The 16,269-nt window shown below is 68.1% G+C and carries 17 protein-coding genes; 9 read left to right on the top strand and 8 right to left on the bottom strand.

All coding sequences use genetic code 11. The annotated features are described in order from the left end of the window. Nucleotide 1 precedes the first annotated feature (1 nt). Genes P0Y50_09315 through P0Y50_09330 form a run of 4 tightly spaced genes read left to right on the top strand, consistent with a single transcriptional unit; the run spans nucleotide 2 to nucleotide 3,675 of the window. A complete protein-coding gene (locus P0Y50_09315; protein WEK38748.1) occupies nucleotides 2-505 on the top strand; it encodes a hypothetical protein in 504 nt (167 codons plus the stop codon). 15 nt (nucleotides 506-520) lie between these two features. Beyond that, a complete protein-coding gene (locus P0Y50_09320; GenBank protein WEK38749.1) occupies nucleotides 521-1,204 on the top strand; it encodes a PspA/IM30 family protein in 684 nt (227 codons plus the stop codon). A gap of 8 nt (nucleotides 1,205-1,212) precedes the next feature. Continuing rightward, nucleotides 1,213-1,848, top strand: a complete 636-nt coding sequence (locus P0Y50_09325) for a YqiJ family protein (protein ID WEK38750.1) — start codon at nucleotides 1,213-1,215, stop codon at nucleotides 1,846-1,848. Nucleotides 1,849-1,875: 27 nt separating this feature from the next. Beyond that, nucleotides 1,876-3,675 carry a flotillin domain-containing protein gene (locus P0Y50_09330; GenBank protein ID WEK38751.1) on the top strand — a complete coding sequence of 600 codons (1,800 nt, stop codon included), beginning with the start codon at nucleotides 1,876-1,878 and terminating at the stop codon, nucleotides 3,673-3,675. A gap of 63 nt (nucleotides 3,676-3,738) precedes the next feature. Here P0Y50_09330 and gcvA read toward each other — a convergent pair whose 3' ends face one another. After that, complete coding sequence (gene gcvA, locus P0Y50_09335; GenBank protein ID WEK38752.1) at nucleotides 3,739-4,668, bottom strand: transcriptional regulator GcvA; 930 nt, start codon at nucleotides 4,666-4,668, stop codon at nucleotides 3,739-3,741. Nucleotides 4,669-4,789: 121 nt separating this feature from the next. Between gcvA and cysG the strand changes: the two genes are divergently transcribed. The 5 genes from cysG to P0Y50_09360 are packed head-to-tail and all read left to right on the top strand — an operon-like array spanning nucleotide 4,790 to nucleotide 10,212. Next, entirely contained in the window at nucleotides 4,790-6,172 is a 1,383-nt protein-coding gene (gene cysG / locus P0Y50_09340; protein ID WEK38753.1) for a siroheme synthase CysG, read from the top strand. Then, complete coding sequence (locus tag P0Y50_09345; protein WEK38754.1) at nucleotides 6,169-6,444, top strand: DUF2849 domain-containing protein; 276 nt, start codon at nucleotides 6,169-6,171, stop codon at nucleotides 6,442-6,444. The genes cysG and P0Y50_09345 overlap by 4 nt, the downstream gene beginning before the upstream one ends. Continuing rightward, a complete protein-coding gene (locus P0Y50_09350; protein ID WEK38755.1) occupies nucleotides 6,444-8,114 on the top strand; it encodes a nitrite/sulfite reductase in 1,671 nt (556 codons plus the stop codon). The genes P0Y50_09345 and P0Y50_09350 overlap by 1 nt, the downstream gene beginning before the upstream one ends. Beyond that, entirely contained in the window at nucleotides 8,098-9,177 is a 1,080-nt protein-coding gene (locus P0Y50_09355; GenBank protein ID WEK38756.1) for a phosphoadenylyl-sulfate reductase, read from the top strand. Before P0Y50_09350 ends, P0Y50_09355 begins: the two co-directional genes overlap by 17 nt. Before the next feature lie 36 nt (nucleotides 9,178-9,213). Then, nucleotides 9,214-10,212, top strand: coding sequence for a cysteine synthase A (locus P0Y50_09360; protein ID WEK38757.1), 999 nt, complete (start codon nucleotides 9,214-9,216; stop codon nucleotides 10,210-10,212). A gap of 162 nt (nucleotides 10,213-10,374) precedes the next feature. Here P0Y50_09360 and P0Y50_09365 read toward each other — a convergent pair whose 3' ends face one another. From P0Y50_09365 to flgF, 7 genes are all read right to left on the bottom strand, one after another. Then, nucleotides 10,375-12,171 (bottom strand): DUF885 family protein, encoded by a 1,797-nt coding sequence (locus P0Y50_09365; GenBank protein WEK38758.1) that lies wholly within the window; start codon nucleotides 12,169-12,171, stop codon nucleotides 10,375-10,377. 52 nt (nucleotides 12,172-12,223) lie between these two features. Further along, nucleotides 12,224-12,727 carry a hypothetical protein gene (locus P0Y50_09370; GenBank protein ID WEK38759.1) on the bottom strand — a complete coding sequence of 168 codons (504 nt, stop codon included), beginning with the start codon at nucleotides 12,725-12,727 and terminating at the stop codon, nucleotides 12,224-12,226. A 12-nt stretch (nucleotides 12,728-12,739) separates the two neighbouring features. Then, complete coding sequence (locus P0Y50_09375; GenBank protein WEK38760.1) at nucleotides 12,740-13,168, bottom strand: hypothetical protein; 429 nt, start codon at nucleotides 13,166-13,168, stop codon at nucleotides 12,740-12,742. 158 nt (nucleotides 13,169-13,326) lie between these two features. Then, nucleotides 13,327-14,046, bottom strand: a complete 720-nt coding sequence (flgH, locus tag P0Y50_09380; GenBank protein ID WEK38761.1) for a flagellar basal body L-ring protein FlgH — start codon at nucleotides 14,044-14,046, stop codon at nucleotides 13,327-13,329. Between the two features lie 12 nt (nucleotides 14,047-14,058). Then, entirely contained in the window at nucleotides 14,059-14,667 is a 609-nt protein-coding gene (locus P0Y50_09385) for a flagella basal body P-ring formation protein FlgA (GenBank protein ID WEK38762.1), read from the bottom strand. 3 nt (nucleotides 14,668-14,670) lie between these two features. Then, nucleotides 14,671-15,459 carry a flagellar basal-body rod protein FlgG gene (gene flgG, locus P0Y50_09390; protein WEK38763.1) on the bottom strand — a complete coding sequence of 263 codons (789 nt, stop codon included), beginning with the start codon at nucleotides 15,457-15,459 and terminating at the stop codon, nucleotides 14,671-14,673. Between the two features lie 14 nt (nucleotides 15,460-15,473). Further along, nucleotides 15,474-16,214, bottom strand: coding sequence for a flagellar basal-body rod protein FlgF (flgF, locus tag P0Y50_09395; protein ID WEK38764.1), 741 nt, complete (start codon nucleotides 16,212-16,214; stop codon nucleotides 15,474-15,476). Nucleotides 16,215-16,269: the final 55 nt, after the last annotated feature.

Here is a 16,269-nt window from a genome sequence, read left to right on the forward strand (position 1 = left end):
CATGGCTTCTCTTACCACGCCCCTCAGCGTCCGATTGTCGGAGGACGACACCAGCTTTCTGGCGGAGCTAGAGATCGAAGGCGCCGTCACGGCCAGCGACAAGATTCGCGGCCTGATCCGTCAGGCCCGGCATCGCGCCGAGCCGGTTGATTCCTTTCCCGTCGCGCTGGCGATCAGTCACGAACATCTGGCGGCGGCGGTGCGGTCCGTCCGGGTCATCGAACAGGATCTGGATTGCCATTCCGAGGTCGCGGTCGGCCTGATGACGACGGCGGAAGAATTTTTGGCCTTGGCGCTGGCGACGCCTCGACCGGGGGCCGCGACCGGCGATCTGGCCCGGCATGAGGCGCGTCTGGTGGATTGCGCCGCGCGGATGACCGAGCAACTGCTGCGCTGGGCGGTTACGCCGACGGCGCCGGCCTACGACCCCGCTGTGATCACGCACAGGCTGGCTGGCCTGTCGGACTTGATGCGGATTGTTTCTGCGGCTCAGGCCGCGCGCTAACGGAAGGATAGGATCATGGCGGACACCCTGGGCGCACGCGTCGGCCGCATCGTCTCTGGCAGCGCGCATGCGTTGATAGACGCCATCGAGGGCGCGATGCCGGATGCGGTCATCCAGCAGACCCTGCGAGAGATTGACAAGGCGGTGGACGATGTCCGCGCCGAACTGGGCCGCACCATCGCCAGCAAGCATCTGGCCAACAAGCGGTTGACCGAACAGAGCAGCCGTCACGAAGAACTGTCCGGCCAGACCGAACTGGCCCTGCGCGAAGGCCGCGAAGACCTGGCCCGCGCCGCCGTCGAACATCAGCTGGATGTGGAGGCGCAGATTCCTGTGCTGGAAGCCACGGTCGCCGACGCCGCCAAGCGCGAGGTCGAGTTGGAAGGCTATGTCGCCGCCCTGCAGGCCAAGCGCCGCGAGATGGAGGAGGCGTTCCAGTCCATGCTGTTGGCCCGCGCCCGCAGCGCACAGGAAGCCGGCGCCCCGGCCAGCCCGGACGGCGCTCCCAGCGTCACCCGACGGGTCGAGAATGCGACCGGCGCCTTTGATCGTCTGATGGCGCGCGAGGGGGCGCCGGGTCTTGGCGGCGTGGATCGCGATCAGGGCGCCAAGCTGGCGGAGCTGGATAATCTGGCGCGGCGCAACCGGGTTGAAGAACGTCTGGCCGCCGTCAAGGCGCGCACCAGCGATCAGGGCTGACCGCGTCGATGTGGAGCTTCCTGCTTTCGCCCGACAATGTGCCTTTCGTTGCGGCCCTGGTCCTGATGCTGCTGATCGGCGCGGCCGAGGCGGTCGGTCTGGGCGGAGGTCTGGCGCTGGGCGAGGGGCTGGATGGGATGGACGGCGACCTCAATGTCGAGACGCCGTCCCTGCTGTCCTGGATCAATGTCGGACGCCTGCCGCTGCTGATGCTGATCGTGGTCTTCCTGTTCGGCTTCGGCCTGACCGGGCTGGTCGGACAGCAGATTGTGCAGGCGGTGCTGGGCCGAACGGGGCCGTGGTTCCTGATGGCGCCCGCCGCCTTTGCCGTGGCCCTGCCGGTCACGCGGGTCTTCGGCCGTGTCGTCGCCCGCATCATGCCGCGCGATGAGACGACGGCGGTGTCGCGCGACAGTCTGGTCGGACGGGTCGCCGTCATCGTCACCGGCGACGCCAGCCACGGTAACGCCGCGCAGGCGCGGGTGCGCGATCAGCACGGGCAGGTCCACTATGTCATGGTCGAGCCGGACAATCTGGCCGACCAGTTCGCGCAAGGCGCCAGCGTGCTGCTGGTCCGATATGCGGGCGCCAAATATTTCGCCATCCACAACACCAGCGCCTCGCTTCGCGACGCGACGGTCTGAACGACTTTTCTCATCAGGGGCTGTTAAATGAATTCGTTGATCGAGATCGCCATCATCGCCGGCGTGGGGCTGGTCGCCCTGCTGATCCTGGGGCTGATCTTTGCGCGTCTGTATAAGCGCGCTTCCAAGGAAACCGCTTTCGTGCGCACCGGCTTCGGCGGCGAGAAGGTGGTGATGAACGGCGGCGCCCTGGTCCTGCCGGTGCTGCATGAGACCATTTCGGTCAATATGAACACCCTGCGTCTGGCGGTTCAGCGGTCCAACGAACAGGCTCTGATCACCAAGGACCGGATGCGCGTCGACGTGCTGGCCGAGTTCTATGTGCGGGTTCAGCCCAGCGCCGACGCCATCGCCTCGGCCGCCCAGACCCTGGGCCTGCGCACCATGAACCCGATGGAGTTGAAGGAACTGGTTGAAGGCAAGTTCGTGGACGCCCTGCGCTCGGTCGCGGCCGAACTGACCATGACCGAACTGCATGAGCAGCGCACCCATTTCGTCCAGAAGGTGCAGCAGGTGTCGTCCGAAGACCTGCTGAAGAACGGCCTGGAGCTGGAGACTGTCTCGCTGACGGGTCTCGACCAGACGGCGATGGAGCATTTCAACCCATCGAACGCCTTTGACGCCGAGGGTCTGACGCGGCTGACGCAGGAGATCGAACTGCGCAAGAAGCTGCGCAACGACATTGAACAGGACACCCAGGTCCAAATCCGCACCAAGAACCTGGAGGCCCAGCGGCGCAATCTTGAGATCGCCCGCGACGAGGAATACGCCCAGCTGGAGCAGGAGCGCGAGATCGCCAACCGTCGCGCAGAACAGTCCGCCGACGTGGCGCGTCAGGAAGCCGAAAAACTGCGTGAGGCCGAGGGCGCCAAGATCACCTCGCAGCAGCAGATCGACCAGGCGCGCATCGAGGCCGACCGTCTGGTGGCCCAGCAGCGCATCGCCATGGAGCAGGAAGTCGCCGAGCGCGAAATCTCCAAGGCCCGCGTAATCGAGACCCAGGACATCGAAAAGGCCAAGGCCATCGAACTGTCCGAGCAGGACCGCAACATCGCCGTCGCCGAGAAATCCCGTGCTGAGTCCGAGGCCAAGGCCGAGGCGGACCGCGCGTTGGCTCTGGCTGTTCAGGCCGAGGAGCAGGTGAAGACGGTGCGTGACCGCGAGGCCGCCGACCGCCAGAAGATCATCGAACTGATCGAGGCGTCCAAGGAGGCCGAGCGCGAGGCCATCGCCATCCGCGTCGCCGCCGAGGCTGAAAAGGTCGCCGCCTCCGATCAGGCCGAGGCCCTGCGCGAACAGGCGCGCGGTCAGGCCGACAAGACCCGGATCGAGGCCGAAGGCCAGGCTGAGGCCATCCGTGTCGCGGCCGAAGCCTCTCGCGTCCACTACGAGGTCGAGGCGGCGGGCCAGCACGCCCTGAACACGGCGGCCAACCTGCTGTCGCCCGAACAGGTGGCCCTGCAGATCAAGCTGAAGCTGCTGGAGAACCTGGACCGGATCATCGCCGAATCCGTCAAGCCGATGGAGAACATCGACTCGATCAAAATCGTCCAGGTCGAGGGTCTGAACGGCGGCGCGGCGGCTGGAGCCGGCGCGGCCAATGGCGCGGGCGGCGGGAACCTGTCGGATCAGGTGGTCAACAGCGCCCTGCGTTACCGCGCCCAGGCCCCGCTGGTCGACCAACTGCTGGCGGAGGTCGGCCTGTCGGGCGCAGACCTGAACGGCCTGACGGGCGCCCTGCGCACGCCGGGCGAAAGGCCTGCGGCGGACGATGTGGCGGTCACGGCGGCGTCGGATGAGGCGGATGGCGCAGACGCCAAGGCCTGAAACCGCTCAGTTCTGAACCGCCACTGAGGGCCGGCCGCCATCGCGCGGCCGGCCTTTCATTTTTCAGAGCTGTCCCATCGTATTGTCGTGGTCCACGGCCTGTTTCTTCAGCCAGCCGACGAAGGCGGTGGTGCTGGGCGAGGGGGGGCGGTCGCGGGGCTGGACGACATAATAGGCGAAGCCGACGGCTTCGGAGCCATCGGGGAAGGGGGCGACCAGACGACCGGACGCCAGGTCGGCCTGGGCCAGGGTGCGTTTGGCCAGGGCCACGCCGCGACCGGCGATGGCGGCCTCGATCAGCAGGCTGGACTGGTTGAAGCGCGAACCGCGACGCGGATCGGGGTGCCGCACGCCCCGCGCCTTCAGCCACATGGCCCAGTCGGGGCGGCTGGGGTCGCCGTCGTTGGACATGTCGTGCAGCAGGGTGTGGCGGATCAGGTCAGCGGGTTTTCGGATCGGATGTTCGCCGTCCATCAGCGAGGGCGCGCAGACGGGCAGGACCGTCTCGGTCATCAGCCGGTCCACCGTCAGGCCGGGATAGTCGCCGGGGCCGTAGCGGATGGCCAGGTCGACCTTGCCCTCGGTCAGGTCGGCGGGCTCCATGTCGGCGGAAATCCACAACTCGATTTCCGGGTGGGCGGTGTGGAAATCATCCATGCGCGGCATCAGCCATTTGGAGGCGAAGCCGGGCGCGACGCTGATCGACACCTGTTTGCGGCGCGGCGGTTCGCGCAACAGGGCCGAGGCGTCCATCAGCCGCTCGAACCCTTCGCGAAGCAGCGGCACGGAGGAGCGGCCCAGGTCGGTCAGTTGCAGGCCGCGCGCCTCGCGCACGAACAGCGGGCCGCCGACAATATCCTCAAGCAGGCGGATTTGCTGGCTGACGGCGCCCGGCGTCACCGACAGTTCGTCGGCGGCGCGCGAGAAGTTCAGGTGCCTGGCGGCGGCCTCAAAGGCGCGCAGGGCGTTGAGCGGGAGCAGGGGACGGGCCATCGCCGTTAGAAATCCTATCAGCGAGACAAAGGCAATCTGGTTTGCGGCTCTTGGCGATGAAGTCGAAGGTCCGTGACCTGCCGTCGCCACTTTTTTCGCCCTGACGGCCTTGAGAAGCAAGATGCGTGTCTTTCTCGCCTCCATTCCGCTGGAGGCCGCAAAAATCGTGATTATCGGCGGCGGCGAGCCTGCGCTGGCCAAGCTGCGTCTGTTCCTGAACACGCCGGCCCAGGTGGTCTGGTTCGCGCCCGATTGCGCGCCGGAAAGTATCGAGACGCCGCAGACGGCGCCGACGCCGATGCTGCGGGCGCCCGATGCGGACGATCTGGCGGGCGCGCGGCTGGTGTTTATCGCGCTGGGCGATCTGGATCAGGCGCAGCGCATCGGCGTTCTGGCGCGGGCGGCGGGGGCGCAGGTCAATGTGGTGGACCAGCCCGCGCTCAGCGATTTCCAGACCCCGGCCCTGATCGACCGTGACGAGGTGGTGGTGGGCGTGGCGACCGGCGGATCGGCCCCGATCCTGGCCCGCGACATCCGCACGGCCATCGAGAATGTGCTGCCTGCCGGACTGGCCCATGTGGCGCGGATGGCGCGCGAACTGCGTGAGACGGTCAAGACCAGCGTCCCCGACTTCATGGCGCGGCGCCGGTTCTGGGAAAAGGCGTTCCGTGGACCCGCCGCGACCCTGGCGGCCGAGGGACGCACGGCCGAGGCGCGACGCGAGATGCTGCGCCTGTTGAACGTGGCCGCGCCGGAACAGGGCGTGGTCCATATCGTCGGCGCGGGGCCGGGCGATCCCGAACTGCTGACCCTGAAGGCGCTGCGGGTGTTGCAGGACGCGGACGTCATCATTCACGACCGTCTGGTGCCGGAGGCGGTGCTGGAGCGGGCGCGGCGCGACGCCAAACGCCTGTATGTCGGCAAGGCGCGCGGCGACCATTCCGTACCGCAAGACCAGATCGAGGCCCTTATGATCGCCGAGGCCCGGGCGGGCCATCGCGTGGTGCGGCTGAAGGGCGGCGATCCGTTCGTCTTCGGGCGCGGCGGCGAGGAGCTGGAGGCCATGCGGGCGGCGGGCGTGCCGGTCTTCGTGGTCCCGGGGGTGACGGCGGCCCTGGCCTGCGCGGCGTCGGCGGGCATTCCGCTGACGCACCGGGACCATGCGCAGGCGGTGACCTTCGTGACGGCGCAGGCCAGACCGGGCGGGGTCGAGGCTGACTGGTCGCGGCTGGCGGCGCCCAACCACACCCTGGCCATCTATATGGGCACGGACCGCGCCGAGGAGACGGCGCTCAGGCTGATGGCGGCGGGCCGGTCGGGTGCGACGCCGGCGGCGGTGGTCGAGAATGGCGGACGCCCGGACGAACGGGTTCTGACCGGGCGATTGGATGGCCTGGGCGCGATGGTGCGCGGGGCGAACCTGACGGGACCGGCCCTGCTGTTCGTCGGAGAGACGGCGTCCTTTTCCGCGACGCAGGCGGACCTGTCGGAGGCGGCGGCATGAGGATCGTCACCGCCAACCGCCTGTCGGACGGCCGCGTCATCTATGCGGGCGTGGACAATCAGCCGGTCGACAGTATCGAACAGGCGTCGGTTCTGGATGAGGCGGCGGCCGAGATCGTGCTGGCCGAAGTCGCAGGACGGCCCGATGTCTTCGTGAATCCCTATCTGTTCGAGGTGACCGAGCGCACGCCCTCGGGCCGCGACCGGCTGAAGGAGCGCATCCGCGCGGCAGGCCCGACGGTGGGCCACAGTATTGCGGGGGGCGTCGGCTGATGTATCGCTATGACGAGTTCGACCATGCGCTGGTGCGCGAACGGGTCGAGGAATTCTCCGATCAGGTGGCGCGCCGCGCCTCCGGCGCCCTGACTGAGGACGAGTTCAAGCCGCTGCGGCTGATGAACGGCGTTTATCTGCAGCTTCACGCCTATATGCTGCGGGTCGCGGTGCCCTATGGCGTGATGAGCAGCCGTCAGCTGCGGCGGCTGGGCCAGATCGCGCGGACCTACGACAAGGGCTACGGCCATTTCACCACCCGTTGCAACATCCAGTACAACTGGCCCGCCCTGAGCGATCTGCCGGCCATCCTGCGCGATCTGGCCGAGGTCGAGATGCACGCCATCCAGACCAGCGGCAACTGCATCCGAAACACCACCACCGACGTCTTCGCAGGCGCCGCCGACGACGAGATCGAAGACCCACGTCCCTGGTGCGAGATCATCCGTCAGTGGTCGACCATCCACCCCGAGTTCAGTTTCCTGCCGCGCAAGTTCAAGATCGCGGTGATCGGCGCCGAGAAGGACAGGGCCGCGATCCGCACCCATGACGTGGGCTTGCAGATCGTAAAGGGTGAGGATGGCGGCGTGGCCTTCCGTGTCTTCGTCGGCGGCGGACAGGGGCGTCTTCCCCATATCGCGCAGGAGATCGCGGCGGCGGTGCCGGCAGCGGACCTTCTGGCCTATTTGACCGCCATCCTGCGGGCCTGGAACCTGCTGGGGCGGCGCGACAACATCCACAAGGCGCGGATCAAGATTCTGGTCGCGTCGATGGGAATCGAGGCGTTCCGCGAAGAGGTGGACAAGCATTACGCCACCCTGCGCCGCGAAGACCTGCAAATACCGGGCGACGAACTGGCGCGCATCCAGGCCTATTTCGCCCCGCCGCCGTTCGAGGACCTGCCGAAAGCCAGCGCCCCGTTCGACCGCGCCCTGCTGGCGGACCCCGACTTCGCCCGGTTCGCGCGCAACAATGTGCGGCGGCATCGGCAGGCGGGCTATGCCTCGGTGGTGATCTCGCTGAAGCCCGTGGGCGGCGTGCCGGGCGACATCACGGCGGACCAGATGGACGTGGCCGCCGATCTGGCCGAACGCTATGGGTTCGACGAAATCCGGGCCGCCTATGAACAGAATCTGGTCCTGCCGCATGTGCAGCTGGATGATGTTCCGGCGGTGTGGCGGGCGCTGCGGCAGGCCGGGCTGGCCACCGCCAACGCCGATCTGGCGACCGATGTGATCGCCTGTCCGGGGCTGGACTATTGCAGTCTGGCCAACGCCCGCTCCATCCCGGTGGCCCAGGCCCTGTCCGAACGTCTGGCCGATCTGGATTATCAGGAGAGGCTGGGGCCGGTCCGCATCAATATGAGCGGCTGCATCAACGCCTGCGGCCATCACCACGTCGGCCATATCGGCGTGCTGGGCGTCGACCGGAAGGGCGAGGAATATTATCAGATCACCGTCGGCGGCTCGCCCGACGAACAGGCGGCGCTGGGGGACATCGTGGGCAAGAGCCTGCCGTCGGACGCCGTCGCGCCGGCCATTCAGCGGACCCTGGACCGCTATCTGAAAATCCGCACGGAGGGCGAGCGGTTCATCGACACGGTGCGCCGCGTCGGCCCCGATCCCTTCCGCGACGCCATCTATGAGACGCTCGATGCTGCAGACGCTTGAAGGCATTCAGAACGGGCTGCGCCTGTCGGTGACGACGCCGCTGGAGGAGGTCGAGACGGCGGCGGCGTCAGAGGAGGTGCTGGTGCTCGAGTTCGACACGTTCCGCGATGGGCGCGGCTTCTCGCTGGCGGCGGTGCTGCGCGAGCGGGGCTATGGCGGGCGGCTGATCGCGGCGGGCAAGTTGTTGCCGGATCAGGCGCGGCATCTGCGCCGGTCGGGGTTCGATGCGGTGGAGCTGGCCCCGGGGGCGGACGCCGCCGCCTGGGCGCGAATGGATCAGGCCTTCAGCGCTGTCTATCAGCCCGCAGGGGACGCCGCGCCGACGATCTGGCGGCGTCGCCATGCGGCCTCCAATGACCGTGATCTGGAGGCGCTGGCCGAACGATTGAACCGTGAGGTCGAGGGCCGGTCGGCGCCTGAAATCGTCAGGGCGGCGCTGGACCCGGCGCTGGGCCTTCGGATCGGGACGATCTCTTCGTTCGGGGCGGAATCGGCGGCCCTGCTGCACATCATCGCCGAGGAACGCCCCGAAACGCCGGTGGTGTTTCTGGAGACGGGACAGCATTTCCTGCAGACCCTGTCCTATCGCACCCAACTGACCAAGACGCTGGGGCTGAGCGACGTGCGGCTGGTCACGCCGGATGCGGGCGAGAAGGCCGCGCTGGATGCGCGCGACGACCTGTGGCGGACCGACGCCGACGCCTGCTGCGACCTGAGAAAGGTGCGGCCTCTGGCGCGGGCGACCGCCTGGTTCAACGCCCTGATCACCGGACGCAAACGCTATCAGGCCGCGACGCGGGCGGCCCTGAAGCCGTTCGAGGTGCTGGACGGCGTGCTGCGGATCAATCCGCTGGCCGACTGGGACGCCGACGATGTCGAGACCTGGCTGGACGCCCATGACCTGCCGCGCCATCCGCTGGTCGAACAGGGCTATGCCTCCATCGGCTGCTGGCCCTGCACGCGCGCGATCCAGACCGGCGAGGACGCACGCGCCGGGCGCTGGTCGGGTATGGACAAGGTCGAGTGCGGCATCCACCTAGGCAAACGTCAGGCCGCCGCCTGATCCGCTTCCTCTCCGACCTCGCCTGAAAGCTTCAACGTGTCCGTCACGCCTACCGTCATCGACCTGATCGGCAATACACCGCTGGTCCGCCTGAACCGCCTGTCCGAAGAGACGGGTTGCGAAATCCTGGGCAAGGCCGAGTTCATGAACCCCGGCGGCTCGATCAAGGACCGCGCGGCCCTGTCCATCGTCCAGGCGGCGCGGGCGTCCGGCGGGCTGCGTCCCGGCGGGACGATCGTCGAGGGGACAGCGGGCAACACCGGCATCGGCCTGGCCCTGGTCGGGGCGGCGCTGGGCCACCCGGTCGTGATCGTCATTCCCCGCACTCAGTCGGAAGAGAAGAAGTCCGCCATCCGCTCGCTGGGCGCGCGTCTGGTCGAGGTGGATGCCGCGCCCTTCTCCAGCCCGAACCATTTCGTCCACTATTCCGGGCGGCTGGCGACCGAGCTGAACGACAGCGAAGAGGCCGGGGCCATCTGGGCCAATCAGTTCGACAACACCGCCAACCGCGACGCCCACTATCGGACGACCGGCCCGGAAATCTGGGCCCAGACCGAAGGGCGGATCGACGCCTTCGTGTCGGCGGTCGGGTCGGGCGGCACCATCGCCGGGGTTTCGGCCTATCTGCGCGAGCAGAAGCCGGAGGTGACCATCGCCCTGGCCGATCCGGCGGGGGCGGCCATGTTCAACTGGTTCAACAAGGGCGAGATGACGGGCGAGGGGTCCTCGATCACCGAGGGCATCGGGGTGGCGCGGATCACCGGCAATCTGGACGGCTTCCGCCCCGATCACGCCTATCGGATCGAGGACGCGGAGTTCCTGCCCCTGCTGTTCGATCTGGTGAAGCACGAGGGCCTGTCGCTGGGCGGATCGGCCGGGGTGAACATCGCCGGGGCCGTGCGGCTGGCGCGCGAAATCGGGCCGGGCAAGACCATCGTGACCTGCCTGTGCGATCCCGGATCGCGCTATGCGTCCAAGCTGTTCAATCCGGAGTTCCTAAAGTCGAAGGGCTTGCCGACTCCGGAGTGGGCTTGAGTACATGGACCCTCTCCCGTTGGGAGAGGGCTTGAGCGCACGGCGGCAAAGCCGCCGTCCTGGCGCGAAAGGGTGAGGGTCTGGTGGTGCGAGTTGGCCCACCGTCCGACCCTCATCCGGCCCTTCGGGCCACCTTCTCCCAACGGAAGAAGGGAAGGCGCTTCATTTCGCCTTCTGTTCCGCGATCCAGGCGTCCATGCGGTGGTCCAGAAGCGCCAGCGGCAGCGGCCCTTCGACCAGCAGGGCGTCGTGGAAGGTGCGGATGTTGAACTTGGGCCCCAGTTCGCGCTCGGCGCGTTGGCGGATTTCGCGCAGGCGGATTTCCCCGATCTTGTAGGCCGTGGCCTGGCCCGGCCAGCCGATGTAGCGCTGAAGCTCGGTCTCGATATTGTGCGGGGCCAGGGCCGAGTTGTCGCGGAAACAGGCGCGAGCCTGTTCCTCGGTCCAGCCCATCCAGTGCAGGCCGGTGTCGGCCACCAGACGGCAGGCGCGCCACATCTCATAGGACAGGCGGCCGAACCGCTCATAGGGGGTGCGATAGAAGCCCATCTCCTCGCCCAGATATTCCGAATACAGGCCCCAGCCCTCGGTGAAGGCGGTGACATTGGCCTGACGCCGGAAATAGGGCTGGCCGGCGGCCTCCTGCTGCAGGGCGATCTGGATGTGGTGGCCCGGAACGGCCTCGTGCAGGGTTAGGGCCGGCAGTTCGTACAGCGGGCGCTGATCCAGCCGGGACGTATTGACGATGTAGTGGCCCGCCACGCCGTTCTGCATCGACCCGCCGTTATAGCGGCCGGTGGTGTAGTTCTCCTCGATCTGGGTCGGGACCGGCTGCACGTCATAGGGCAGGCGGGGCAGGGTGGCGAACAGGGGCGGCAAGCCGCCGTCCGCACGCTTGGCCATTTCCGACGCCTTCTCCAGCAGCTCTTCGCGGGTCTTGGCGTAAAACTGCGGGTCGGTGCGCAGGAAGTTCAGGAAGTCGGCGAAATCGCCGGTCCAGCCGGCCGCCTTCATCTCCACCTCCATCCGGGCGCGGATGCGGGCCACCTCGTCCAGACCGATCTGGTGGATCTGATCCGGCGTCAGGTCGGTGGTGGTGTGGCCGCGCACCAGATAGGCATACAGGGGCTTGCCGCCCGGCCGGGCGCCGATACCCGGTTCGACCGGCGCCTTGGGCAGATAGTCGGCCTGGAGGAAGGTCAGCCAGGCGTGGCGGGCCGGAATGATGACAGAGGCCACGGCGGCGACGCCCTGGGCCCTCAGTCTATCCCTCTCCGCCTGGGGCACGGCCGCGGGCAGGGTGTCGAAAGGCTTCAACAGCGGTTCGGCGTCGGGTGCGATGGCCACGTCGTTGCGGGCCAGGGCGATGGCGCTTTCAGTGACCGACCGGGCCTGAATCATGCCGGTGTCCAGTCCACGCCGCGCATTGTCGGTCGTCTGGGCGTAGATGTCGCCGAAACCGCGTATGCGCTGGATGTAGCGCTCGGCCTCTGCGACCGAGTTCAGACGCGTGCCGCCGCCGACATAAATCGCCCACGTCCCCGGCCCGCCCTCGCTGTCGAAGGCCAGCCGCCCGGTATCGTAATCCAACCCCTCGATGCTGCGTTTCAGGCTGTAGAGCAGGAAGCCGTGGTTGATCGCGCCTGCGTGGGAAAGACTTGCCGGGTCGATGGCGTCCAGACGGCGCACGAACCCTTGCAGCGGCGCGCGCTGGGCCAGTTCGAAGGCGCGGGTCAGGTCGGGAACCCGGCCCATGGCCTCAACATCGCCCTCGCCGCTGGCCGAGAAGGGATCGACCGACTTCAGATAGGTCTCGTAATCGGCGATCAGGGCGTTCAGCGCCGCGTCCGCAGGGGCGGCCGCAGGGGCGGCTGCGGGGGCAGACGGCGTCTGAGCCATGACCATCGCCGGCGACGCCGCCGCGATCACGGCCGCCAAGGCCAGTTGAGACATCTTCATGTTCGCGCCCCTCCAGTGCAGGGCGCAGTGCAAGCCGAGCCGCGTCGCGACGTCAACCGCAGACGGCGAAGAACTGTTCGATCCCGGCCTTGGCCGCCGGATGGGCGACATATAGTTCGCGCGCGTCGTCGGCCCAGGCGGCGATCCACCCCAGGCGGCGGAAGCGCTGGAAGACCGGATCCCTGGTCTTGGCGCGGGCGGTCAGCAGTTCGCCCTCATGGACGACCGCCGGTTCCGACGTCGCGGCGTAGCGTTCGGTGTCGCCGCCGGATTCCAGATGGATTTCACGCGCGGGCTTCTCGCTGGCCGCCGTGATCTCAAGCGCGCCCGTGCCCGCCCGGCAAAGCAGGTGCAGCTTCACCTCGTCGCTGTTGGCCACGCCATAGGCCAGGCTGGCCTCGGGGCCGTCGCGGTTCATGAACCAGTCCAGACCCGCCGTAGCGGCCGGCGCGCCTTCGGCGGCCGTCGTGTCCATCGACGGCGCGGGCGCATGGGTGGCGCAGGCGGCCAGGGCCGACACGGCGATCAGGGACGGGATCAGGCGGGACAGACGCATGGGCGACCTCTCTTATCCGGCGCAATGATCGGCGAAGCGGCGCAGCTTGGCCAGATGGGGGCGTTCGACGATCAGGGTTCGGACGTCCGATCCGACCGCGATGGTCATCCGGCCGTCGGCGACGAAGGCGGTGAAGGCCGGGTGTTCGACCGGAATCCCCGTTTCCAGCTTGCCGCCGCGTCCGACCCGCGCCTCGCTGGCGGCGGTGTTTCCGCCCGCCGTGATGCGGGCGAAACCGGCGGTGGCGGGTTCGCCATAGATGGCGATGGTCACCGCGCCCGATCCGGCCTGACATTGCAGGGTGGAGCGCAATGCGGCGGTGTCGGGGATATCGTTGGCCAGCACCAGCGGGCCTTCGCCTTCGTACAGGCTCCAGGTCCAGCCGCTCGCAGGCGCGGCCTGCAGCGCCAGGGCCATCAGGGCCGAAGCGATAAGGGTCATGCGTCAGCCCCCGCCGACGACGCGCGTCGCCGCGTCCGGCCCAGTGTCGTCACACGCGCCCATAACCGCAAGAGATCAGACAGCCGAAATCCTCCCGACAGGCCTTACAGTCGAACGGAACGCGGTTATCCGCAGACGGTTCAACCCGGCGTGCGGGATCAGAAGGGGCTGAAGCGTTCGGCCAGGGCCTGACCCACCGGCGGGGCCTGGACACGGCTGACATCCCCGCGTCCGCCGTAGGAAATGCGCGCCTCGGCGATCTGCGTGTGGTTGATGGCGTTGGCGGACGAGATGTCTTCGGGCCGCACGATGCCGGCGACGGTCAGTTCGCGCACCTCGCGGTTGGTGCGCACTTCCTGGCGACCCTGGATCACCAGATTGCCGTTGGCCAGGACGTCGGTGACGACGGCGGCGATGGTCAGCGACACCTTTTCGGCCCGGTTGACCGTGCCGCTGCCCCCCGACTTGGAGGCGCCCTCCATCCCGACCATGTTCGACGGATCGAAACCGCCAGGGAAGGCGCGGCCCAGGCTGCTTTCCAGGCCGAACAGATGCGTGACGCCGCCCGAGATGTTGTTGGAGCGCGAGCGCTGGGTCGAGTTCTGCGTCTGGGCGCGGTCGTCGATGTCGATCTTGACCGTCAGGATGTCGCCCACGTGGCGGGCCCGCTGATCGCCGAAGAAGGTGCGGGCGCCGGCGCGCCACAGGCTGTTCGAGCTGGCCGCCGTGTCGGGCGCCGGCAGATAGGTCTGCTGCACCGGCACCAGGGCGGCGGGATAGCCGATGGGCGCCAGTTCGGGGCCGCGCACCGTCTCGGCGACGGTGGAGCAGGCGGCCAGGGGCGCGACGGCGGCGAGGGTCAGGAGGATCTTGCGCATGACGAGGTTTCCCTAGCGGGCGGCGAACTGTTGAGGGGCGGCGCGTGCGGCGTCGGCGGCCGGGCCGGCGACGGCCTGTCCGGGACCGGAGGCCACGGCGTCGATGACGCGGTTGGAGGCGGTGTTCATGATGGCGACGGGTTCGCCCAGGCCGGCGCTGCGCATGGCCTTGCCCATGACGGCCAGGTTCACGCCGCCGACCTGATAGGTGACGCGCACCATGTCGTTGCGGGCGATGACCTGCTGGGCGGCGGCGGGGCGATAGGCGGCGCGGGCTGCGGGCGGAAGGTCGGCGGGGGCCGAGGCGGTTTCCGCCATGCCGGGGACCGGCGCCTCGGCGCGGCGCACGGCGACGCGGCGCAGGCCGTTGGGATTGGCCCAGTCCAGACCGGCCTGACGGGCCTGGCTCTGAAGCTGGCCGGCCTCGAGCACGACCGAGGGGCCGACGCGCTGGGCCACCACGACGTTGGCCGCCGCTCCGGCGCCCTCGAACAGGTCGCCCAGGGTGACGCGGCCGTCGTCGTCGACCGGGTTGGCGCGCAGGGCGACGGGACCGGCCCATGCGGCGTTTGAGAAGACGCAGGCGGCGGCTGCGAGGATCAGGGTGCGGGTCAGGCGCATGGCTCAGCTCTTCACTTGCGAGGCCGTCGATAGCATCTGGTCGGCGGTGCTGATGACCTTGGAGTTCATCTCATAGGCGCGCTGGGCCACGATCAGGGCGCTGATCTCCGACACCGCATCCACGTTCGACGCCTCGGTGTAGTTCTGCAGCACCTGGCCGAAGCCCGTCGAGCCGGGCGTGCCGACGATGGCCGGGCCCGAGGCGGCGGTTTCCAGCAGCAGGTTGTCGCCGATGGCTTCCAGACCCGCCTCGTTGAAGAAGTTGGCCAGTTCGATCTGGCCCACCGTCGTCGGGGCGGTCTGGCCGGCCTGCGTCACCTGGACCAGGCCGCTCTTGGAGATGCTCAGCTTGGTCGTGTCCGACGGGATGGTGACGGCCGGTTCCAGCAGATAGCCGTCGTCGGTGACGATCTGGCCTTCCGGATTGACCTGCAGGTTGCCGGCGCGGGTGTAGGCCTTTTCGCCCGAGGGCAGGCTGATCTGGAAATAGCCCTTGCCGTCGATGGCCATGTCATAGGGGTTGCCCGTGGCCTGGGGCGTGCCCTGTTCGGTGACGCGATAGACCGCGCCCGCCTTGACGCCCGCGCCGATCTGGATGCCGGTCGGAACCACGGTGCCGGCGCTGGAGGACTGGGCCCCCATCCGTTCGACGTTCTGATACAGCAGGTCCTGGAACTCGGCGCGCTGCTTCTTGAAGCCCACCGTGTTCATGTTGGCGATGTTGTTGGAGATGACCTCGACGTTCAGCTGCTGAGCAGCCATGCCCGAGGCGGCGGTGCGGAGTGCGCGCATCTTTGAGGCTCCCTTTACGCGGCCTTGCCGAGGCGCTCGACGGCGCGACGGCTGAGGTCGTTGGTGTTGTCGATCATGCGCGACACGCTTTCGTAGGCGCGGCTGATCTCGACCAGATTGGTGATCTCGACCAGCGGATTGACGTTGGAGGATTCCAGCGCGCCCTGGTGGATCTGGGCGTCGGTCGCCTCGATCGGCTGGATGTTGGAACGGTTGCGATAGAGACTGTCGCCCCCCTTCTCGAGGACGCCCAGGGTGTCGAACCGCACGACCGACAGACGGCCCGTGACCTGGCCCTGCTGGGTGATGGTGCCGTCCTCGCCGACGCTGGGGGCGCCCAGGTTGGGGTCCAGCACGATCTCGGCGCCGCCGCCCAGCACCGCCTGGCCCTGTTTGGTGGTCAGCTTGCCTTCGGGGTCCATGGTGAAGGCTCCGTCGCGGGTGAAGGCCTGGCCGTTCGCCCCGTCGCGCACGGTGAAGAAGGCGCCTTCGCCCGAGATGGCGAAGTCCAGGTTGCGACCCGTCTGCTGCATCGACCCCTGGCCGAAGTCGCGGCCCACGCCGTTGTCCAGAACGAAGCTGGCCGAGGGCTTGATCGAATCGTTGCGGGCGCGCTTGCCCACCTCGGCGCTGACCATCAGCTGCTCGACCTTGAAGCCGGTGGTGTTGGCGTTGGCGACGTTGTTGGCCACGATGTCCAGTTCGCGACGCAGCGTCATCTGCCGTGACAGTCCGATATAGGCGGCGTTTTCCACGAGAGGCGTGCTCCTTCGCGCCTCCCTCACGCAACGGCCGTGCCAACAGGGTTAA

The organism is Candidatus Brevundimonas colombiensis (assembly GCA_029202665.1).
GTDB lineage: Bacteria > Pseudomonadota > Alphaproteobacteria > Caulobacterales > Caulobacteraceae > Brevundimonas > Brevundimonas colombiensis.